This window comes from Lysobacter alkalisoli (assembly GCF_006547045.1).
Taxonomy (GTDB): Bacteria; Pseudomonadota; Gammaproteobacteria; order Xanthomonadales; family Xanthomonadaceae; genus Marilutibacter; species Marilutibacter alkalisoli.
Map to the genome: position 1 here is coordinate 2387631 of NZ_CP041242.1, position 20782 is coordinate 2408412.

Here is a 20782-nt window from a genome sequence, read left to right on the forward strand (position 1 = left end):
CAGGCCAGGTAACGAGGCCTTAACGCCGATCGGCAATCGCGATCGGCCGCCGCCGCTTCGGCAATGACCGTTCACCCTGGCTTGACCCGGTGCCATCGATGGTAGTTGGCAAAGCGCCGGTCCATTCGCATGACACCGCAAGAGCTAGCCTCCTCCCACGCGTTCGCGGCAGTTGCACGCCATCCCTGGTGGAGCGCCGCCGCGGTACTGGCCGCGGCCATCGTCGTGCTGGTGCTGGCGTGGGACTGGAACTGGTTCAAGGGTCCCGTTGAACGGATCGTCCAGGCACGCACCCAGCGCAGTTTCGAGATCGGCGGAGATCTGGACGTGAAGCCCGGTCGCGTCACCCTGGTCCGCGCCGATGCATTGCAGTTGGGCAACGCCGCGTGGTCGGAGCATCCGGGCATGGCCAGTGCCGAACGTCTGGAGTTGCGGCTGCAGACGTTGCCGCTGCTCATTGGTCGCGTGCGCGCGCCCGAGATCCGGCTGACGAAGCCACGATTGCTCCTGGAAGCCAATCCCGAGGGTGGTGGCAACTGGGATTTCGCGACCGGTGGTGATGGCGACCCGATCCGGCTGCGCAGGCTGTGGATCGACGACGGCCGACTCCGGTTCCTGGATGCGTCGCACAAGACCGATATCGACCTGGCTGTCTCCAGCAGCAAACCGCCGCCCGGGACCTCCGTCGCCCCCATCGGGATTGCCGGCGGCGGCCACTGGAAAGGGGCCGCGTTCGAGCTCGAAGGCCATGCCCAATCACCGTTGGCATTGCAGGACGACGACCCGTCCTATCGCATCGATCTCCAGGCACGGGCCGGCGACACCCGGGCGCACGCGCGCGGCGAGCTGGTCGACCCGCTGCGGTTGCAAGGCTTCGATCTGCGCTTGAAGTTGTCGGGGCAGGATCTGGAGGACCTCTATCCACTGATCGGTATCGCGCTGCCGCCGACGCCCCCCTACACGCTCGACGGCCGCTTCAGCCGCGACGATGACACCTGGCATTACGACGGCTTCAGCGGCACGGTCGGCGACAGCGACCTTGCCGGCTCCGCCAGTGTCACCGTCGGCGGCACCCGCCCTTACCTGCGTGCCGACCTGGTGTCGAAGCGGCTGGATTTCGATGACCTCGCCGGTTTTGTCGGCGGCACGCCACGACTGGATGCCGACGGGAGCGGTGATGGAGGCGGCCGGCCGGAACCGGACCGGCGCAACAGCGGCAACCGTGTGCTGCCGGACACGCCCTATGAGCTGGACAAACTGCGGGCCATGGACGCACAGGTGCGCCTGCGCGCGCTTCGCATCAACGCGCCGCGATTGCCACTGGACGGGATGGATGCCCGCCTCAAACTCGAGGCTGGCGTGCTGCAGTTGCAACCGCTGGACTTCGGCGTCGCCGGCGGACATGTCCGCGCCGACATCCACATGGACGCGCGCCAGGACACCATCCGCACCCGGGTGGACGGCGAGGTCCGCAGCCTCGACCTCGGCAAGCTGTTCCCCGACGTCCGGCTTACGCAGGATGCCATCGGCAAGATCGGCGGCAGTCTCAAGATCTCGGGCACCGGCAATTCGGTGGCGCAGATCCTCGGCAGCGCGGATGGCGACGTCGCGATCGGCATGGGCCGCGGCCAGATCAGCAACCTGCTGCTCGAATATGCGGGCCTGGATATCGCCGAGGCGCTGCGCTTCCTCCTGACCGGGGATCGCAAGGTGCCGATCCGCTGCGCGTTCGGGGACTTCGCGGTCAAGGACGGCATCATGGACGCGCGCACGCTGGCCTTCGACACGACCGACACGCTCATCGTCGGTAAAGGCAACATCAACCTGCGCGAGGAAACGTTCGACCTCGAACTGCGCCCGCGTCCGAAGGACCGCAGCATCCTGGCGCTGCGCTCGCCGCTGGTACTCGAAGGCACGTTCCGCGATCCCGACTTCCACCCTGACATGGGGCGGCTTGGCGTGCGCGGCGCGATCGCGCTCACCCTGGGCAGCATCGCCCCTCCCGCTGCCCTGCTCGCCATGTTGGAACTCGGAGGGGGGCAAGACCATGATTGCGGCGGCCAATACGCCAAGTGACCCCCTGCCGCAGCCTGCAATGACCCACGCGGGGCCGGTGGCAATGGTGAACTTTTCCTTCTCGTCGACTTGCCGCCACGTTAATGGCCCCGGAGGCAGGCTGGTTCCGGCGATGCTGCGGAGAAATCGTCATCAGCTGACGTGAGCCCGCCGGCAAGAAGAAGCACAAACGGACTCCGGGCAACCGGCACGATGAAGCAACGGTTGAGCGCCTTGGGTCCGGATGTCGTCATCCCGTCATATCCGCACAGGAGCCCGCGATGAATCCCCCGCTCTCCATCCTGGTGCCTGGCGCACTGTCCACGACGCTCGCCGCGATCGTGCTCGGTGCCTGCAGCAGCCGTGGCGTTCCACCCGACGATTCCACGCAGAACCAGCAACCGCCACCCACCGCCACCTATGCGGCGGGCACCGGCCCGAACCCCGAGTTGCCGGACCCGCGGTCCTCGCTGATCCCCACCGTCGACATTGCGCCTGCGGTGGGCTGGGCGGACGATGCGCAACCGACGCCCGCGGACGGCTTCGCGGTCACTGCATTCGCCCGCGGCCTCGACCATCCACGCACTGTCCACGTGTTGCCCAACGGCGATGTGCTGGTGGCCGAAAGCAATGCGCCGCCGAGGGAAGTGGACAAGGGCCTGAAACGCCGGGCGATGGATGCGGTGATGAAGCGCGCGGGCGCAGGCGTGCCCAGCGCCGATCGCATCACGCTGCTGCGCGACGCGGACGGAGACGGCGTCGCCGAGATGCGTACGGCGTTCCTGGAGAACCTGACATCGCCGTTCGGCATGGCGCTGGTAGGAGACACGCTGTATGTCGCCAATGCCGACGCACTGGTGAAAGTGCCCTATGCCGAAGGCACGACCCGGATCACCAGCTCGCCGATCGAAGTCGCCCCGCTACCCGGCGGCCCGCTCAATCACCACTGGACCAAGGCGCTCATTGCGAGCCCAGACGGCAGCAAGCTGTACGTCGGCGTAGGCTCCAACAGCAACATCGGCGAGAACGGCATGGAGATGGAAGTCGATCGCGCCGCGATACTCGAGGTCGACGCCGCCAGCGGCGAAACCCGGGTATTCGCTTCCGGTCTGCGCAACCCGACCGCACTGGACTGGAACCCGGATACCGGCGCCTTGTGGACGGTGGTGAACGAGCGCGACGAACTCGGCAATGACCTGGTGCCGGACTACCTCACCTCGGTGCAGGAGGGCGGATTCTATGGCTGGCCCTACAGCTATTTCGGCCCGCATACGGACCCGCGCATAGACAATGATGAGCAACGGCCCGACCTGGTGGCGAAGGCGATCGTGCCGGACTATGCGCTGGGGTCGCACGTGGCGCCGCTGGGACTTGCGTTCCACACGACCGACCCGGGATCGCAGCAGGCGCTGCCGGCACGCTATCGCAATGGCGCCTTCCTCGGCCTGCATGGCTCGTGGAACCGCAGCCCGAAATCCGGTTACAAGGTGGTGTTCGTGCCGTTTTCCGACGGAAGACCGGCAGGGCCGATGGAAGACATCCTGGGCGGCTTCGTCAACACCGACGGTGAAGCGCAGGGCCGGCCGGTCGGTGTAGCCATCGATGCACGCGGGGCCGTACTGGTGGCCGACGATGTCGGCAATGCGGTCTGGCGGATCACGGCAGCCTCACCGACGGTGACCGCGCCGACGCCCTGAATGCCCTTGCGTTTCAGGCGTGGAAGCGGATGGCGATGGCAGTTCGGCCCTCGTCATGCCGGCGATGCCACCTGTCACCCCTGTCTACCCTAGACCGTCGATTCGGAGAATGTCCGTGAGCGGCAACGACAGCACTATCGGCTCGCACGCCGCGGCAGGCGACCGGGACCGGCCGAAGACCGCGCCAGCCTCCGGCAGTCCGGCTCACGGCCGCATCGAGACGATCGACTTCGCCCGTGGACTCGCGGTGTGCCTGATGATCCTCAGCCACGGCGTCAACGGCCTGCTGGAGTTCGACGACTTCACCGACTGGGGCATGGTGCCGTTGCATGCGATCACCAAGTTCTCGTCATCGCTGTTCATCATGGTGTTCGGCATCGCTCTGGCGGTTGCGTTCGTGCCGAAGACCGGTGCACCGGACTGGCCACGACGGCGCAACAGGCTGTTGTGGCGCGGGCTGGTGGTGCTGTTCTGGTACAAGGTGCTGACGGTCGTGGAGATGTACGCGCAGCACGATCGCGAAGCGATCCTCGACACGCTGCGGTATCGCAACTTTCCCTCCTACGCCGAGATCCTCGGCTTCTACGCCATCGCCTTGTTGTGGATTCCGTGGCTGTTGCCACTGTGGGCACGTACGCCGGCGCTGCTGCGTTGGGCAAGTCCGGCGCTGCTGGCGCTGGCGTCGTGGTGGCTGCTCGAGAACTTCGACTTCCGGGGCGTGCCGCAGCTGCAGGCGATCCTGGTCGAGCATCCCGACTACTACACGTGGGGCCAGTTTTCACGCGGACCGCTGGTCCTGCTCGGCCTGCTGATCGGGGGCCTGTTGTTGCGCTGCCATGACCGGACGCACGCGCGCATGGCGCTGGCCGGCGCGCTGGCACTGATCTCGGCGGCGCTGTTGATCGCTTTCGTTTCCCTGGCCGGCGACAGCCTCGACGACCGGCTCCAGGGCATCGCGCGCAACGCCGGCAAGCACCCCCCGGAACTGATGTTCATGCTGTTCAGCCTGGGCGGTGCCTCTGCATTGCTGGCACTGGCGGTGGCCGGCGGCGATTGGCTGGCACGGGTGCTGCGCCCGGTCACCCTCATCGGCAGCGACGCGTTGATGGCCTTCGTGTTCCACATCGCGGTGATCTTCATCCTGTTCCGCGACATGCTGGGGTATCTCCACACAGTCTCCTATCAGTTCGCATTGACCCTGAGCCTTGGCCTGATCCTGGCCACGTCGGCATGGATCTGGCTGCTGCAGAGGGTTCAGCGCAGATCATGATCATGCGCGTAGCATCCACACCGATGATCGGGACACGATGCATCCTCCTCGGCATCCTGCTGCTGGTCTCGGCTGGACAAGCAGGTGCCCCGCCTCCCCTGGCGATGCCGGAGCCGCCGTGGGCGGATCCGCTGCGTGCCAGGCTCGAAGCCGTCGAGGCGCGCCTCCCGGGCGAGATCGGCGTCTACGTCCACCATGTCGGTCGCGACGAGTCGTTCTCGTACCGCGCCGGCGAGAACTGGTACCTGGCGTCCGGGATCAAGGTGCCGGTGGCGATTGCGGTGTGGCGCCGTATCGAAGACGGCGAACTGACCCTCGATACGCACATCCGGCTTCAGGCCAACGACTTCGTCGACGGTGCGGGACAGACCAACTGGCATCGCGCCGGCACGCCGCTGCGTGTCGACTACCTGCTTCAGCAGATGCTGGTCTACAGCGACAACACTGCCACCGATGTGCTGATCCGCAGTGTCGGCCTGGATGCCGTGAATGCAGTGGCGGCCGAATTGCTGGAGGGAGACGGTCTGGTGATCACCAGCCTGGCCGACGTCCGCCGCCTCGCGTACGGCATGTTCCACGCCGGCGCCGCGGATCTCGATTCGCAGGACCTGCTCTCCCTGCGTCGGGCCGCGGCCGGCCCCACGCGCATGCACCGGCTCGCGGAACTGCTGGGAGTGACGCCCGCGGACTTCCTGCATCCTGACATCGACAGTGCCTTCGAGGCCTACTACGCCACCCACGTCAATACCGCACCGCTGCGCGACTTCGGTCGCATGCTGGTGACGGTGGCAAATGGGCTGGCGCTCGGACAGGAGGGAACCACCTACCTGCTCGACACGATGACGCGGGCAAAGACCGGCGAGAAGCGCATCAAGGCCGGATTGCCTCCCGAGGCGCGCTTCGCGCACAAGACCGGGACCCAGCACCGTCGCGCATGCGATCTGGGCATCGTCTTGATGCCGGCGGGCGACACCATCGAGCAGGTGGTGATCGTAGCGTGCGTGCGCGGCCCGGCGTCCGTTGCCCAAAGCGAGCGCGCGCTGCGTGAAGTGGGCGCCGCCGTCACCGCCTCCGGGGTGCTGGCACGGACGACACCGGTAACCGGAGCCACGATCCCGCATCCGGAGTCCCGATGAAGGTCATTTCGATGCGCCGCCTGCCCACCATGCTTTGCGCCGTAATCGTCGCCGCCGTAGTAGTCCTGGCGGGATGCCGCCCCGGGCAACAGGAACCGGAGCACGGCTCCATCGAGGTGCCCACTGGCGCACCCGTACCGCCATGGGCGGAACCGCTCGATACCGCCGCCGCCCGCATCGATGAAGCCATGCCCGGCAGTTTCGGCATCCATGTGCGCCATCTCGACACCGCCACCGACAACCAGGCCGGCAGCCTGGATCGCGGTGGCGACCGCCGCTGGTACCTGTCGTCGACCATCAAGGTGCCGGTGGCGATCGCCGTGCTCGAGCGCGTCGATGCCGGCGACCTGGCGCTGGACGAGGAGCTTGTGCTGTCGGAAACCGATTACGTCGACGGCGCGGGCGACCTGCTCATGCAGGATCCCGGTACGCGCTACAGCATCGCGACACTGCTGGAGAAGTCGTTGCAGGACAGCGACAGCACCGCTACCGACATGCTGATCCGGCTGATCGGCGAGGACGTGCTGAACCGGCGCATCGCGGACTGGACAGGAGGCGGCTTCGGTCCGATCACCACCATCGTGCAGGTGCGCTACGACGCCTATGGTGCGCTGCATCCCGGCGTCGCCGAGCTGTCCAACATGGATCTGGTGCGACTGCGCAACAGCAGGGCCGGTGAGGCGCGGCTGGTCGCGCTGGCAAAGGCGCTTGGTGTGCCGCGCGATGAGCTCGACACCCGCGACCTCGATGACGTGTTCGGCAGGTACTACGAGACCGGCAGGAATTCCGCCACGCTGGAAGCCTACGCACTGATGCTGGAGAAACTCGTCACCGGCGAACTGTTGTCGGAAGCAAGCACACGACGCATCCTCGATCACATGCGCGCCATCACCACCGGCGACCGCAGGATCCAGGCCGGCCTTCCGTCCGGGACCGACTTCGCGCAGAAGACCGGGACCCAGGTCGCACGCGCCTGCAATGTGGGTGTGCTCGATCCGGACAAGGGAGCCGGAGGCGCCACCGTCGTGGTCGCCTGCGCGGAGGACTTCGAGGATCTCGCCCAGGCTGAACGCGCCTTCCGGGAATTCGGACAGGCGCTGGGCGAAACCGGGCTGGCAAGGTAGGCCATCGGCCATGCGGCAGCGCGCGGAGCGACGATCCAGACGCGGCCCACACGGGGCAGCCGATAGCATCACCGAAGTTCGTCATCGCGACGGGACATGAACAGACCGCCCCCTGCCCTGGACCGGAAGCCCCCGTCAAGGGCCTGGAAGATCTGCTCGACCTCCTGTCGGGCAAGGCGGAGCAGGATTCCCGGATCGAAGTTTCGGACATGCTGGGGGCCGTAGGGCAGCGTTCTTTCGGTCCGATGCTGCTGGTGCCGGGGCTGACCGTGCTCTCGCCATTGAGTGCCGTTCCGGGGTTGCCGACCGCGATGGCGATCATCGTCGCTCTGGTGGCGACGCAACTGTTGTTGCAGCGTCGCTGTTTCTGGTTGCCCGGCTGGGTGCTGCGGCGCTCGATCGACACGCGAATACTGCTCAAGGCGCTGCGTGCGCTGAGACCGGTGGCGCGCGTCGCCGACCGGATGACGCGGCCACGATTGCAGATACTGGCCGGTACCGACGGCATCACCGGCTATCCCGTCGCGCTGCTGTGCCTGCTGATCGCGCTGACGATGCCACCGCTGGAGCTGATTCCCTTCGCCAACTCGCTCGCCGGTGCAGCACTCACCATCTTCGGCCTGGCACTCATCACCCGGGACGGCCTGCTGGTGCTGTTGGCGGGCGCGGTCTGTGCTGCCATCGTGTGGCTGGTCGCCGGCAACCTGTCCGCTCTGGACCTGTTCGCCTGAGCGATCGCCACAACGCGTGACGATATCGCCCCGCCTATGCCAGTGCCCGCTCGATGTCCTCGAGCGGCGCGTTGGTCAGTGTCTTGGCCGTTTCCGACAGCAGGCGCTGCATGGTTTCCTTGTGCAGCATCGGCCGTACCCGCCCCAACGTATGCGGATCCGCCATCAGCACCAGATGCGCATAGCGGCCCTTCAGTGCGCCATCGTTCAGCCCCCGCGCCAGTTGCTTGGCAAAGGTGGCCTCGTTGATCTGCATTCCACTCGATTCGGCCGGCATCGATCCGCCGGGACCGTCATCGTTCATGTTCATGAGTTCGAGCAGATCCTCCTGCTTCAGCGTCAGGCTGCGCTCGTCACCGACATTGCGGAATACCCGCGCGTGGGTGCCATCGGCGACCACGACCAACGTTCCGGCAGGAATCTTCATCTTGACCTCCTCGATCGATCGGGCATTGCGTGCGTCACCGGAAGTCTAGGGGGGTGACCGTGATGAATACGCCACACCATCCGGCTCATTCCTTGCCGATGCCATAACAACGGGACGATATCCGATCAACCGGTGAGTGCGGCGTCCCCCGTCGATGCGGAGTCTGTCGATGCTGAATTCGCTGCGCCGCCGGTCTCCGTCGCCGGGCGGCCCGCGGCATCGCCCGAACCGCTGGTGCCGCCGCCTTCCCCGCCGCCCGTGGTGGTGCCGGAACCGCCTTCGCCGGAGCCGGAGGTGGCGTCCGTGCCGCCTGCACCGGCTCCGGAGCTATCTCCCCCACCACCCGAACCGCTTGAACCGCCTGAACCACCCTCTCCACCCGACCCGCCAGAGCCGCCGGAGCCGCCTGCGCCTGCGGCACCGCCTGCGTCGCCGCCCGCATTGGGCTCGGGAACCTCCAGTGGCGTATCGGCCATCGAGGTACGTCCGGCCCCGTCGATGGCCGTATCCATGGCGCTGCGCCGGGCTCGCTCGGACTCGTGCTGGGCCTGCAGGCGCGCGGTGCGGGCGGCGGTCGGGTCGACCTCGGCCGAGGGGTTGATGGAGGCGTTGCGGATCCGGTCAGCCTGGGCCTGCGCGGCCATGCGATTGAGCGGCAGATAGTCGCTGCGGAAATTCAGTTCCACCGACGAATTGAGTTCCAGGTCGGTGTTCATCTCCTCGGTGCTCTGCGACCGCTGGGTGGACACGTAGCCGATGTTGTTCTCGATCTCGGCACTGGCGCCCCACGGCCCCACGCCGAACTTGCCGGCGGCACGGACGCGGTTCTGCAGGCTGAACTGGCTGCCGCGGTCCTCGCTGGCGGCACTGCGGGTGTCGACGTGGAAACGCATCGCGGCGTTGATCCGGCCGCTGTCGATGACGATCCGCTGCATCCCCATCATCACCATGGTCGCCAGCATCTGCTGGCGCTGCCGGGCGAGAAAACGGCGCGCCAACGGCACCAGCTGTTCGGGATTGCTGGCATCCACCGATTCCTCCGGCGGGATGCCCAGCGTCGCGCGGACCCTCTCCTCGCCGGGCATGGACGCACCGCTTTTCAGGCGCAGGCGTGTTTCGGCGATGTCCTCGGGGTCGGGCTCGTCGTCGGGGTCGGGCAGTTCGAACTCGATCGAGTCCGGGAAGTGATCGGCGACCCATTGCCGCACCTGCACCAGGCCGAACTGGCTCTGCTCGAAGCCTTCGGCCGATGCCGACACCGAGTTGAGCAACTGCACGTACTGCTGCATCTGCTGGGTGCTGGAATCGATCATGGCGCTGAATACGCCGTTGATGAGATCGGTGACGAAGCGCGGAAACGACACCGCGTTGAGCACGTTGCGGGTGGTGCTGGCGATGCGATCGGCGGCTTCGCCGAAGCCGGGTTGCGACTGCGCGCGGGCCAGTGGCGCGGTGCGTCGCACGCGGTCACCTTGCATGCGGTTATCTTGCATGTCCTGCTGCGCCTGCCCTTCCTCGGCGACCAGATCGGCCGCCAGGGCCGAGACCTTGACCATCGCCCGGGCCAGCGAACGACGCTCGTCGGTCGACAGGTTGCGGTAGTTCGGCGAACGCTCCAGCACCTCGCGCACGGCACCACGTATCCACGGTGCCGGTGCGGCCTGCGGGGCCGGTCCCGTGGGCGCGACATGGGCCGCCACGGCATTCATGTCAGGCCGCCGCGGGCAATGCAGTGGAGATCACCGGGACTTGCGACGGGGCTTTCGACGCATGAATCCGGCCCGACAGCCAGCGCTGCGCGGCGCCGATCAGCTCGAAGTCGTTCGGATCCAGCAGTGGCGCCTGCGCGGTCACGTTGTCGGCCAGCCACAACAGCACCGTCTGGCCGGCACGCCCCTGGTCGACGTAGCGCTGCACCATGCCCGCGCCCTGCCCCTGGCGTTGACCGGCGACGGCCACCAGTTGCCACAGCGACTGCACGCCGAAGGCAGTCTGTAGCAGCCGGTCGCGCATGAAGCCGAGCGCCAGGTTGATGGTGTCGACGATGTCGCGCGCGGCGATCGCCGCCATCGGATCGACGCGCTGCGCCAGGAACTCGCCGAGGGTCCCCGCGGCGGCTTCGAGCGCCACGCGCTCGCGCAGGTCGCCACCATCGGCCTGGGCGACGATGGCTTCGCACAGGCGCGCCATCAGGGTGTCGAAGTACGGCATCTCGATGACGCGATTGAAGATGGCGCGACGCTCGTTGGCGTCCAGCCGTTCACGCCGGCTCCGCCAGAAATTGTTGATCAGGGTGGCGGACGGTCCCAGCGGCTGGATGATCGCGCCGCTGGCGAACAGGCCGGCGATCAGCTCCGCCGTCGACAACAGCCCGGCATCCTCGAGCGCGCTGGAGAAATACAGCGGCGCGGCGGCCTGCAGGCGCCCTCGGTCCTGTGGCCCGGGCGAACCGGGCGGCAGGTCGATCGCGCCCAGGTCCGACATCGCCCAGGCCATCGCGGCATGCCCAGGCGCGAGCGCGGACATCGCCACCGCCAGCGAGCGCATCAGTCCCGAATGTTCGTAGTTCGGATACAGGCAGATATCCGGCGGTGGCGGTAACAGGCGCATGCGCGGCCTCCGCTCAGCGATTGCCCGAGGTACCGGCGCCGCCGCGTGCCGCCGGGATGTAGTTCGGATCGACCGGGGTCGAGTTGCCCTGGATCGCGGCGATCATCGCCGGCGATGCCAGCTTCTCCATCGGGAAGTAGTCCGACTTGAAGTTGACCCGCACCTCGCCGGTGAGCTTGGCCTTCATCTCCTGCTTGGATTCGGACTCCTCGTTCACGGACGAGGACACGGTGGTCATGTGCGTCTGCACATTGGTGTTCTTGGTCGCCGCGCCGCCCCAGCCGAAATGTGCGCCGGCCACGGTGGTGTTGCGGTTGTAGCTGGTGTCGCGGTCGTACAGCGAAGCGGCAGCGCTGCGCTTGGCTTCGTCGGAGGCGCGGAAGTCGAACACCACCTTGGCATTGATCGCGCCGTCGGTAACCACGATGCGATTGATGCCAAGGATCACCATCGACGACAGCAATTGCTGGCGGCTGCGCGCCATCTGCATCCGCGCGGCCTGCGCCAGGCGTCCTTCCTGTTCGGGATCGGACAGGTCGGTGATGGCCTGCGCGATCTGCATCTCCTGGCTCACCCGTGTCATCACCCCCTCTGCATTGTCCTCGTTGACAACGGCCAGGCGGGGGCCACCGGCATCGTCGAATCCGTCGCCGCCGCTGGTGTCGATGCGCAAGTCACCTGGAAAACGATCGACCAGCCAGTCGCGGGCGTTGTTGAGGCTGATGTTGTCGGAGGCGAACTGGTCGACGGTCTGCGACACCGATTTGAGCAGTTCGCCATACGCCCGCATCTGCTGGATCGTGGCATCGACGATGGCCTGGAACACGTTCTGGATCAGGCCACCAACGAACTCCGGAAAATCCACCGCGCCAATGTACTTGCGGAAGTTGTCCGCACCCTGCTCGACCGAGCCGGCCTCGAAGTCGCTGCCTGCGAAGGTACCGATCTTTTCCGATGCCTTGCCCTTGGCGGCATCGACCTCGCCCGCCAGCGCCCGCGCCAGGCCGTCGTCACGAGACTCGCCCTTGGCCAGGATGCCCTGCCCGGGCGTGAGTTCCTGTTTGGCCAGGCCGTCGGGGTTGGACATGTACGACGCCACCCGGACCATGTTGCGGGCGAGCGCCTGCTGCTCGGCGACCGGCAGCGCGCGGAAACCGGGCGAGGATTCGAGCAGCCTGCGCACCTGCGGCCGAACCGCGGACAGGGTTTCGTCGTCCAGCCAGGCCGGGCTTGCTGCTGCGCTTCGCACGGGTTCGCTCATGGCGGTCTCTCCGTGTCGTGTCCGGGGTCAGGGCGTCGTCGCCGGCGGTGTCGTCGGGGAAGCCCCCGGGCTGGCCGGCGAAGCTGCCGGCTGCGGCGGCGCCGGCCGCCCGGCCATGGTCTTGACCATGCCCGGCTGTGCGTTCATCTGGATCGCCGCGATCGACTCGGGGTTGGCCAGCTTGTCCAGCGGCATGTAGTCGCTCTTGAAGTTGACCTCGACCTGGCCGGCAAGGCTGGCGCGCGCCTGCAGCGAGGCATCGTTCTGCAGCTGCGACGTGCTCATCATCTTGATGATCGGTTGTTCGCTGTGCTTGTAGTTGCCCTTGGAGTAATAGCTGGCATCGCGGTTGCTGCCTTCATAGCCTGCTTCCTTGCTGTAGGTGAAACTGCGTTCACCGCCCTGGTAATCGCTCTCGTACTCGCCTTCTCCACTGCGGAGCTTGGCGATATTGCCGTAGGCATCGCGCTGGTGGTCCATCTTGGTGGCGCTGTGGCGGTACTTGAGGTTGTCGCGCGCCTGGAAGTCGTACATCACCTTGGCCGAGATGCGGCCGTCGGTGACCACGATGCGGTTGATGCCCAGCATCACCAGGGTGGCCAGCAGCTGCTGCCGTCCGGTGGCGATCTGGGTGCGCGCGGCCGGCACCAGCAAGGCTTCGACCAGTTCGTCGTCGAGCCGGGTGATCGGCTTGTCGAGCGGCAGCGACTGATTGATGCGCTCGACCGCGGCGCGTTCGTCCACGTCCTGGCGCACCACCACCCGCGGCTCGTTGGCTGCCTGCCCACCCTCGTCGCCGAAGCCGCCGAAGTCGCCCCATTCGTTGTTGCCCATCTGCAACTGGAAGATATCGGGGAACTGCTCGACCAGGTGATCGCGGCCCTGGTTCTGGGTGGTGTTGTCGTCGCGGAATTGATTGAGGCTCTTGGACACATCGGCGACCAGCTTGGCGTAGGCCTCCATCTGCTGGATCGACGAGGTGACGATGGAATGGAACACGCCGTCGATCAGGCCGCTGACGAACTCGGGGAAGTTCACCGCCTGCATCAACGCGCCGGCCTGCTGCACGCCGGTCTTCAGCGCGGTGCCGAACTCCGGCTGATCGTCCGTCGGCAACGGCTCGCTGTCGTTTCCGGCGAGCGCGCGCACCTGCGGGCTGAGCTGGTTGGGCTTCAGGCGGACGCCGTCCGGCTCGGCCAGGTAGCTGCCGACCTGCACCAGGCCCTTGGCCAGCGCTTCACGTTTCTCCGGCGCAAGCTCCTGGAAGGACTCGGCCTGTTCGAGCATCTGCCGCACCTTGCGACGCACGACATCGGTGGTTTCCCGGCTGGCCATGGGGGCGGCGGTGGCACGGGCCGCGGGAGCTGACTTTGGGAATATGGCGGACATGGCCTGTGCTCCAGTGATTCGGCAGTTCTGAGTCGGCTGTTGGTTCCCGCAACGGCGGGAACCGGGCTTGTGTTTCATCCGCCGCCCTGTGCGTGCGCGCACCGGCAGCGGGCAGTTCTGCAGCGAGCAGTTCCGGCAACGTCGGCGGGACTGCATCCGCCTGACGCTTGTCTATTGCAGTGCACGCGCCTCCTCGATCTGCTCGCGCATCTCGAACTCGATCGGCCGCACGTACAGGCTGATCCGCGCCGGCGAGCTCGGCGTCACCCGGATGCTGAGTACGGAAAAGTGCCCCTGCTCGTTGGCTTCCATCCCGAAGGCTTCCAGCCAGCGCGACAACGCAGCCAGCTGGCGTGGACGCTCGGCCAGGCCGAGCTTGAGCAGGTCGAGGAAGCGGCCTGGCAGATCCGGGATCGAGGCCAGCAGGATCTCCAGCTTCATCTCGATACCGTCGGGCGTATTCCGCATCCCGATCAGCACCCCGCCAGAGGGGAGCTCGAAGCGGCCGCCCAGGGCCACGCCGACGATCCGCATCAGGCTCGGCAACTGGTGGCCGATGCCGAGACGGTTCATCAGCGGTCCCAGCGCGGCAACCGTCAACGGTCCCCGGTGCAGGAAGGTCACCCGCTGGCTCCCGGCTTCGCGCTTGCATCCGATCGAGGTGAAGATCGGCATCAGGCTCGGCATCTCGTTCATGGCCTGCCGGGTCAGTTGCGCCAGTGCCGGTGCGAGCGCATCGATCTGGCTGGGCAACAGTTCGTAGTAGATCTTGGCCGCGTACAGCCCGTCCTCGTCGAAGGCGCTGCCGAACCAGGCGCCATAGCTCATCCAGCCCAGGCCACCGAAGCCACGCCACTCCTCGCTGAGCGAGTCGAACCAGCGCAGTGCGTCGCGGCCGAACACCGGGCAGACCAGGCGCCGCATCTCGCGGGTGGCCTCGTCGCGCCTGGCCACCGGTGTTGCGGCGGGCCCGAGTGGCTCGATGGTGAAGCGCAGGGTATCCGGCTCGGCCTCGGAGAACGACGGCTCGTACGGCACCGCCCCGGGGGTGAGGGCATTGCGCGCATAGGCGACGTCGTCCTCCGGCAGGCTGAAAGTGCGATCGATCAGCGAATCCAGGTAAGGCAGCGGGTCGCGCGTTCCGAGCGCGCGTGCCGCCGATCTCAACGACTGCTTGACCTGGGCTGCCATCGGCCGTTTGCCGTTGTGGCTGCGTGGCATGTTCATGGCATATCTCCCATGGCTCCGGGACGACCGGCGACCGTGTTCACAGCGGCGGCAACGCGCCGTTGAGGCTGCCGCCGATGCCGCCGGTCAACGAATCCAGCGCATCGCGCGCGAACGCCGGCATCTCGATCGGCTTGCTGGTGATGACAGGCGACTCCACGGGCTGCGCGTACCGTTCGATGTTGTCGTCCTGCACGCCACCCACTGCCAGCCACTGCTCGCAGGCCTGCACCAGGTCCCAGTCGTTGGGTTCGATCGTGGGCTGGTCGCTGCCGCGCAGCTGCGGGTTGGTCAGTGCGGCGAGCGAGATCACCTCGCCGAAACGTCCGCCCAGTCGCTGCCGATGATTGGCCAGCCAGCGGATGATCACCGCGCCTGCATGGGCCTGGGTCCGGTAGCGGTGGGAGTTGCGCGGGCCGCCGAGGTAGTTGGCATTGACCTGATCGACCACCTGCCAGATGTCGCGGGCACCGAACGCCTGCCGGATCTCGGGGTCGCCGAGCTTCTCCAGGTACTCCCGGATCATCGCCTGCAGCTCGGTCGCGGCGAAATAGGCGATGCCGTAGCCGTGCAGCGACAGGTTGGCGCCCAGGTCGCGGCCGGCCTTGCGCACCTGCTCCTGCGACACCGCCACCGGGATGTTGCTGCGCAACAAGTTGTTGACGGTGAGCTGCCGTGCGAACGACGACACTGCCGAGACGAAGCGCAACCACAGCTCGTTGAACTCGCGGTTGGGCTGGTTGCCGTTGGGGTCGCCGCCGGGTGCGCCGAACACACGCATGTAGAGGTCGCGACGCTCGCCCTCGGTGATGCGATCCACCGAACGCTTGTAGTAGTTGAACAGGTAGTCGCCTGCCTTGCCGCGTCCGAGCGGCAGCAACCCTGAGCGGAACAGTTCGACGATGCGCTCGACCACCTGTGGCAGGTGCATCTCCTCCAGCATCCACGAGAAGTAGATCGCCTGCACGGCATGCAGGTTCTCGCGGATGATCTCGACGTCGGTGCCCTCGTCCAGGTCCGGCAGCATGATCTCCATCGACGACGGCGGCGCACCGGCAACCACGCCGGTGTCCATGTCGTAGGCGTTCTGGATGCGGCTTGCGAGCCAGGCATCGTTGGAGCTGACCTTCTCGGTGGCCAGGCGGCGCACCACTGCAGCCACATTGCGACTGCTCAACGCACAGATGGTCTCCGACATGCTGGGCGAGAACGCCGCCTGGGTAGCGCGGATGCCCGCCGCGACGGACGCGTCGCTGGCTTCGGCCCGGGCTTCCTTGGCGACCTCCTTCGCTTCCCTGGCCAGGGTGGCCGCGCTCTTGGCCTGCGCCTCGGCCGTCTCGGCCGCCTTGGCGGCAACACCGACGGCACGGGTGGCGGCCCTGATCGCTTTCTGGTCGCGAGGCGTAGCCTTCCTGACCGCTTCCAGCGCGGCCTCCTTGTCCTTGAGCGTGCGGGCCAGCGCCTGCGCCGACTCCTTGGCTGCCTGCGCGGCGCGTTCGGCCTCGGCGGCACGGGTGGCAGCACCTTGCGCAGCGGTGACCGCGGTGCGCTTTCCGGCGACATGGTCGAGCAGCTCGGCGCGGCTCTGCGGGTCGCCACCAGGATCGACGCAACCCACGATGGCGGCATCGACCAGGCCGGCATCGACCTGCGACTTCAGGCTCACCTCATAGCGCTGGCTCAGGTGCGCGTAGACAGCGTCGAACAGATCGCGGTAGCGGCGATACTCGCCCTGTGCATTGCTGATGCGCTGCACGAAGTCCGGACGCGAGGCATCGGTGTAGCCATCGATCTGCAGCAAGCCGCAGATCGAAGCGATCTCGCGCTCGTTCTTCTCGAGTGGATCGAGCAGGTTGCCCAGCATGCGCTGGCTGCCAAGCAGGCCATACTCATGCACGAAAGCGTTGTCGCGTCGCAATTCCTTCCAGTCCTTCTGCTGGTGCGTTGCGGCGACCAGCCGATAGAACGGATCGACTACCACGTCGCTGGCCAGTTGCCTGCGGATCGTGGTCAGTTCGTCGAGCTCTTTGCTATTCAACCCGCCGCTGGTGTCGGCGGTCTTGTCTTTGGTTTCCAGGACTTGTTGGCGGGCACGCAGCTCCTGACGCTTCTTCAGCTCGCGCTCGCCCAGGTCGACCAGCAGGATACGTTTCATGACTGTTCTCTCTCATCTGGAACGGAGTGGGTGGAGCGGGCGTTTCGCACGGCTCTTGATATGGCTGCCGCGGCGCCCACCGGTTCACGGGGCTTGCTGGAACTTCGTTTGCTCGCCATGGGGTTCTCCTCGGCAGCGGTGCGGTGGTGCGTATTGCAGGGGTCTTGCAGTTGTCAGGCCGCGACGGACGCGGGGTGTGGTTCGACTTCCTCGATCTCGTCCGGTGCATGGCCAGAGCCCTCGGCCATGTCCCGGTCGATGCGGCGGTCGAGCTGGTGCAACGCGGCCATCGCATCGACCATGCCATGGCCGCATCCCTCCACGCCGGCGCGGGAGAACGGGCGTGCTGTCTCGACCAGTACTTCACGCGCCTCATGACTGTCGATCGGCCAGGCCCGGCGCTGCGCACGCGATGCCAGCAGGGCGCAGACCGCGGCCACGAACGGCGAAGCAAAACTGGTACCGGTGGCGCTCTGGTAGCCCCGCAGACCGCAGGTCAGGATGTCGCGGCCCGGCGCGCACAGCGCGACATGTCCGCCGCGGGTGCTGAACGCCGCCGGTTGCTGGCTGCGATCGATCGCACCGACCGCGATCACGCCGTCGTGCGCGGCCGGATAGAAGCGCTCGTCGAGGCCGGAATTGCCGCTGGCCGCGACCAGGATCACCCCACGCGCCAGTGCATAGCGGATGATTTCCTCATGCGGGCGCGGCGCATCGGCCGACAATGCCGACTCGGGGGTGCCAAAACTCATGTTGATGACCTTCACATTGAGGTCGATCAGCCGCTTCATGCCGGCATCGATATTGTCGAGCGCGCCGACACCGAAGCGTTTGTCGCCCGGCCCCAGCGCCGCACCCAGCACGCGCACCGGCGTCAACCCGCATGCGCCGGCGCCACCTGGCGGGATGTCGCGTCCATGCGCGGCGAGGATGCCGGCGCAACCGGTGCCGTGGCCGACCTCGTCCTGTGGCTCGTTGCCACGGCGGCGGTAGTTGCCGACCAGGGTGAGGCCGCCGACCAGTGCGGGATCGAGATCCACGCTGTCGAAACCCGCACGCAGCCTGGCGTCGAGTTCCTCATGTTCGAGCGCGACACCGGTATCGGCCAGGCCGACCACGGTGGCCGCGTCGCCCGGTTCATAGGCCAGCGCCTGCGACAGGTGGATCAGCTCACGCGCCCAGTGCGGGTCCTGCACCTTGCGAGGATCTACCCGGGTCGCGTCGGCCATGCCCTCGTCGGCAGCGAACGGCCCAGCGAACGGCCCATGGCACAGGTGGTCGGCGCAGACCCGATCGACCACCGGCACCTCGGCCAAGGCCTGCAGCAGTGCCGGCACCCCGGCGGGGTCGCGCACCTCGATACGCAGCACGCGGGCGACGCCGGTGATCTGTTCGACATCGTCGAATCGCCTTGCTCCCGGCACCGACCGTTCCACACGTCGCCTGCGCGCGCTGTGCAGGCGGGTGACGCGGAACACGTCGCCGTGGTGGCGCAGCAGGCGATCGATCACACCGCCATCGATGTGGTCCGCCTTCTCGGTGCCGTACCCGATCACCGCACGCAGGCCGGGAATATGTTCGGGCACCTCGCCCAACTTCAGTGTCAGCAGCAGTCGGCCCGGTATCTGCCATGGTCGACGCAATCTCATACCCTGCGCGAAGGACGTCATGGTGGCCGGCGTGTTCATGGCGTGCTCCACTGGCCAAGATGGCCTTCACAGAGTTCCACGCGCGCGACTTCACCATCGCCGAAATCGAGCTCGGCCTCGCACCCCAGCTGGCTGGCCAGCGGCGCAAGCACGATGCCGCCCTCGGCCGATTCCACCACCGGGACGGCCTGCCCCGCGGCGCGCACCAGCGGCAGGCGGCCGCCGCGCAATGAGGGCGTGCTCAGGTGCACGCGCTGGCCGGCGGCACCATTCCCGTTGCGTTCGACCCGGGTCACCCGCGGCGCCGACGCGTTCATCAGCGCCTGCTGCAGGCGGTTGACCGGCATTCGCGACAGCCGCGCGATCACGTCGGTACCCGCGGACTCCTTCAACTCGTTGAGCTGGGTGACGGTGCGCACGCCGATCCGCTCCAGGCGCCGCTGATCGTCCTCGCTGATTCGGTCGCCCATTGCCTCGCGCAGGCTGAACTTCGGGTCTTCGGCTTTGTAGTCGACCGCATTCTCCTCGATCATCGGCTTGGTGATCGTGGTCAATGCGAGCTTGATCGTGCTGGCCTCGGTCTCGCCGGGGCCGGCCGGGCGCAGGAACACGTCCTCGTCGACCATCTGCACGAACGCGCGCAGGTCCAGCGACACTTCCTTGACCGCGAAGGTCAGCGGCAACTTGCCGATGCGCGCCTTGATCGCCATCGATGCCTGCGCCTTGTCCAACTGCTCGGTCAGGGCCTGGATGAACAGGTCGAAGGGAATGCCGCTGTCGCGGACGAGGGCGGGAATCTGCGCGCTCATGACCGTCCGCCCCCGGTTTCATCTGTTGCATGGCCCCAGGACAGCCGCAGCTTCGACGGCGAGGCCATCCAGTCGTTGACTTCGCGGCTGCGCGGCACGTCCGCCAGCAGCACGCAGCCGCCATCGCGCAGCACCGGCCGCAGTTCCAGCGGCAGGGTCATCTCGACCTGCGCCAGCTGCACGCCTCCACGGGCTTCGACAGCCAGCAGTCCGTCGTGCAACTCATTCAACAGGTGGGAGAGTTCGCGCAGCATCACGCACCTCCTTCAGTCGGTGGTGTCGGAGCCACGGCCGGCGCTGCCGGCGCTGGAGCGGTTGCCGCGGCCGCGGGCTGCGCCCGCATCGCCGGCGAATGGCGCTGCACCAGTGCGGCTTTGGCCGGCTCGACCATGCGGTCGAGCGGCAGCGTCTCGCTGACGAAGTTCAGCTTGACCTCACCGAACAGGTCGGCACGCACGTTGGATTCGTTCTGGGCGTTGACGGCGACGGTCGATACCATCGTCGAACTCTGGCCTTCGTAGCTCAGGCTCCCGCGCTCGCCCCAGTTGGCCACCGCCTTGGGGTCGGTGCCGGCGGCGTAGCCGACCTTGGCCGCGTCCTGGGCGGCAGCACGGAACATCACCTTGCTGGTGATGCTGCCGTCGCGTACGACGACCCGATTCATGCCGAGCATCACCATGGTCGCCAGCAGTTGCTGGCGCTCGCCACCGACCTTCAATCTCACCTGCGGCAGGATCTGTTCCTCCAACAGCTCGGTGGTCAGGGTTTCGTTCTCGATGCCGTACTCGGCCAGCCAGGCGGGTTCCAGGTCGTCGCTGCGAGGGGCCAGTTGCGGCTCGATCCGCTCACCGCCATCGGGCAACAGAAGTTGCACGTCGCCGGGGTAGCGCGTGGCCAGCCAGTCGCGGGCCTGGTTGGGGCTGACGTTCTCCTCGGTGAACTGCTCCAGCGTCTTGGCCACCGCAGTGACCAGGCTGGAATAGCTCTCCATCTGTCGGATCGAGGCATCGACGATCGCATCGAAGGTGCCGTGCACAAGCTGGGCGACGAAGCCGGGGAAGTCGATCTCGTTGACCATCGCACCGGTCCGCCGGGCGATGGTCTCGGTGGCCTGCGGCTTGGGCGTCGCCGGAGTCCCCGCGGCTTGGCCGTTGCCGGCCGTTTCACCGCTGAGCGCGCGGGCAGGGGCGCCGTTGCGGGGCGGGAAGATCCTGCTGCCAGTGCCGTTGTGCTCGGACACGA

Annotated in this window: 17 protein-coding genes; 6 read left to right on the plus strand and 11 right to left on the minus strand. The window is 67.0% G+C overall.

Annotation, left to right across the window (positions count from 1 at the left end):
- Positions 1-129 precede the first annotated feature (129 nt).
- The 6 genes from FKV23_RS10420 (at position 130) to FKV23_RS10445 (ending at position 8013) form a co-directional block, all read left to right on the plus strand.
- Positions 130-2076 (plus strand): AsmA family protein, encoded by a 1947-nt coding sequence (locus FKV23_RS10420; RefSeq protein WP_141623784.1) that lies wholly within the window; start codon positions 130-132, stop codon positions 2074-2076.
- 260 nt (positions 2077-2336) lie between these two features.
- On the plus strand, positions 2337-3752 hold the full coding sequence (locus FKV23_RS10425; RefSeq protein WP_141623785.1) for a PQQ-dependent sugar dehydrogenase: 1416 nt from the start codon (positions 2337-2339) through the stop codon (positions 3750-3752).
- A 115-nt stretch (positions 3753-3867) separates the two neighbouring features.
- Positions 3868-5022, plus strand: a complete 1155-nt coding sequence (locus FKV23_RS10430) for a heparan-alpha-glucosaminide N-acetyltransferase domain-containing protein (protein WP_244243980.1) — start codon at positions 3868-3870, stop codon at positions 5020-5022.
- A 23-nt stretch (positions 5023-5045) separates the two neighbouring features.
- Positions 5046-6158, plus strand: coding sequence for a serine hydrolase (locus tag FKV23_RS10435; protein ID WP_141623787.1), 1113 nt, complete (start codon positions 5046-5048; stop codon positions 6156-6158).
- On the plus strand, positions 6155-7282 hold the full coding sequence (locus tag FKV23_RS10440; RefSeq protein WP_244243981.1) for a serine hydrolase: 1128 nt from the start codon (positions 6155-6157) through the stop codon (positions 7280-7282). Before FKV23_RS10435 ends, FKV23_RS10440 begins: the two co-directional genes overlap by 4 nt.
- 152 nt (positions 7283-7434) lie before the next feature.
- Complete coding sequence (locus FKV23_RS10445; protein ID WP_279633049.1) at positions 7435-8013, plus strand: exopolysaccharide biosynthesis protein; 579 nt, start codon at positions 7435-7437, stop codon at positions 8011-8013.
- A 34-nt stretch (positions 8014-8047) separates the two neighbouring features.
- Here FKV23_RS10445 and FKV23_RS10450 read toward each other — a convergent pair whose 3' ends face one another.
- The 11 genes from FKV23_RS10450 to FKV23_RS10500 form a co-directional block, all read right to left on the minus strand.
- Positions 8048-8440 carry a host attachment family protein gene (locus FKV23_RS10450; RefSeq protein WP_141623789.1) on the minus strand — a complete coding sequence of 131 codons (393 nt, stop codon included), beginning with the start codon at positions 8438-8440 and terminating at the stop codon, positions 8048-8050.
- A 125-nt stretch (positions 8441-8565) separates the two neighbouring features.
- The gene (locus tag FKV23_RS10455) at positions 8566-10149 is read right to left on the minus strand and encodes a hypothetical protein (protein WP_141623790.1); all 1584 of its coding nucleotides are present in this window, start codon (positions 10147-10149) and stop codon (positions 8566-8568) included.
- 1 nt (position 10150) lies between these two features.
- Positions 10151-11050, minus strand: coding sequence for a hypothetical protein (locus FKV23_RS10460; protein ID WP_141623791.1), 900 nt, complete (start codon positions 11048-11050; stop codon positions 10151-10153).
- Positions 11051-11063: 13 nt separating this feature from the next.
- The gene (locus FKV23_RS10465) at positions 11064-12311 is read right to left on the minus strand and encodes a hypothetical protein (RefSeq protein WP_141623792.1); all 1248 of its coding nucleotides are present in this window, start codon (positions 12309-12311) and stop codon (positions 11064-11066) included.
- A 27-nt stretch (positions 12312-12338) separates the two neighbouring features.
- Positions 12339-13700, minus strand: coding sequence for a hypothetical protein (locus FKV23_RS10470; protein ID WP_141623793.1), 1362 nt, complete (start codon positions 13698-13700; stop codon positions 12339-12341).
- Positions 13701-13871: 171 nt separating this feature from the next.
- Positions 13872-14927, minus strand: a complete 1056-nt coding sequence (locus FKV23_RS10475; RefSeq protein ID WP_244243982.1) for a hypothetical protein — start codon at positions 14925-14927, stop codon at positions 13872-13874.
- Between the two features lie 40 nt (positions 14928-14967).
- Positions 14968-17082, minus strand: a complete 2115-nt coding sequence (locus FKV23_RS10480) for a hypothetical protein (protein WP_141623794.1) — start codon at positions 17080-17082, stop codon at positions 14968-14970.
- A gap of 173 nt (positions 17083-17255) precedes the next feature.
- Positions 17256-18770, minus strand: a complete 1515-nt coding sequence (locus FKV23_RS10485; RefSeq protein WP_244243983.1) for a S8 family peptidase — start codon at positions 18768-18770, stop codon at positions 17256-17258.
- On the minus strand, positions 18767-19540 hold the full coding sequence (locus tag FKV23_RS10490; protein ID WP_141623795.1) for a hypothetical protein: 774 nt from the start codon (positions 19538-19540) through the stop codon (positions 18767-18769). The genes FKV23_RS10485 and FKV23_RS10490 overlap by 4 nt, the downstream gene beginning before the upstream one ends.
- Positions 19537-19794: a hypothetical protein gene (locus tag FKV23_RS10495; protein ID WP_141623796.1), complete on the minus strand. Its 258-nt coding sequence runs from the start codon at positions 19792-19794 to the stop codon at positions 19537-19539. The genes FKV23_RS10490 and FKV23_RS10495 overlap by 4 nt, the downstream gene beginning before the upstream one ends.
- The gene (locus tag FKV23_RS10500; protein WP_208543158.1) at positions 19794-20780 is read right to left on the minus strand and encodes a hypothetical protein; all 987 of its coding nucleotides are present in this window, start codon (positions 20778-20780) and stop codon (positions 19794-19796) included. Before FKV23_RS10500 ends, FKV23_RS10495 begins: the two co-directional genes overlap by 1 nt.
- Positions 20781-20782 lie beyond the last annotated feature (2 nt).

What these genes read in the sequence shown, in the direction of transcription:
- FKV23_RS10485 (WP_244243983.1), bottom strand. Translation starts at nt 18,770, where the DNA reads ATGAACACGCCGGCCACCATGACGTCCTTCGCGCAGGGTATGAGATTG.
- FKV23_RS10455 (WP_141623790.1), bottom strand. Translation starts at nt 10,149, where the DNA reads ATGAATGCCGTGGCGGCCCATGTCGCGCCCACGGGACCGGCCCCGCAG.
- FKV23_RS10420 (WP_141623784.1), top strand. Translation starts at nt 130, where the DNA reads ATGACACCGCAAGAGCTAGCCTCCTCCCACGCGTTCGCGGCAGTTGCA.
- FKV23_RS10425 (WP_141623785.1), top strand. Translation starts at nt 2,337, where the DNA reads ATGAATCCCCCGCTCTCCATCCTGGTGCCTGGCGCACTGTCCACGACG.
- FKV23_RS10460 (WP_141623791.1), bottom strand. Translation starts at nt 11,050, where the DNA reads ATGCGCCTGTTACCGCCACCGCCGGATATCTGCCTGTATCCGAACTAC.
- FKV23_RS10440 (WP_244243981.1), top strand. Translation starts at nt 6,155, where the DNA reads ATGAAGGTCATTTCGATGCGCCGCCTGCCCACCATGCTTTGCGCCGTA.
- FKV23_RS10490 (WP_141623795.1), bottom strand. Translation starts at nt 19,540, where the DNA reads ATGAGCGCGCAGATTCCCGCCCTCGTCCGCGACAGCGGCATTCCCTTC.
- FKV23_RS10470 (WP_141623793.1), bottom strand. Translation starts at nt 13,700, where the DNA reads ATGTCCGCCATATTCCCAAAGTCAGCTCCCGCGGCCCGTGCCACCGCC.
- FKV23_RS10450 (WP_141623789.1), bottom strand. Translation starts at nt 8,440, where the DNA reads ATGAAGATTCCTGCCGGAACGTTGGTCGTGGTCGCCGATGGCACCCAC.
- FKV23_RS10475 (WP_244243982.1), bottom strand. Translation starts at nt 14,927, where the DNA reads ATGAACATGCCACGCAGCCACAACGGCAAACGGCCGATGGCAGCCCAG.
- FKV23_RS10465 (WP_141623792.1), bottom strand. Translation starts at nt 12,311, where the DNA reads ATGAGCGAACCCGTGCGAAGCGCAGCAGCAAGCCCGGCCTGGCTGGAC.
- FKV23_RS10480 (WP_141623794.1), bottom strand. Translation starts at nt 17,082, where the DNA reads ATGAAACGTATCCTGCTGGTCGACCTGGGCGAGCGCGAGCTGAAGAAG.
- FKV23_RS10495 (WP_141623796.1), bottom strand. Translation starts at nt 19,794, where the DNA reads ATGCTGCGCGAACTCTCCCACCTGTTGAATGAGTTGCACGACGGACTG.
- FKV23_RS10435 (WP_141623787.1), top strand. Translation starts at nt 5,046, where the DNA reads ATGATCGGGACACGATGCATCCTCCTCGGCATCCTGCTGCTGGTCTCG.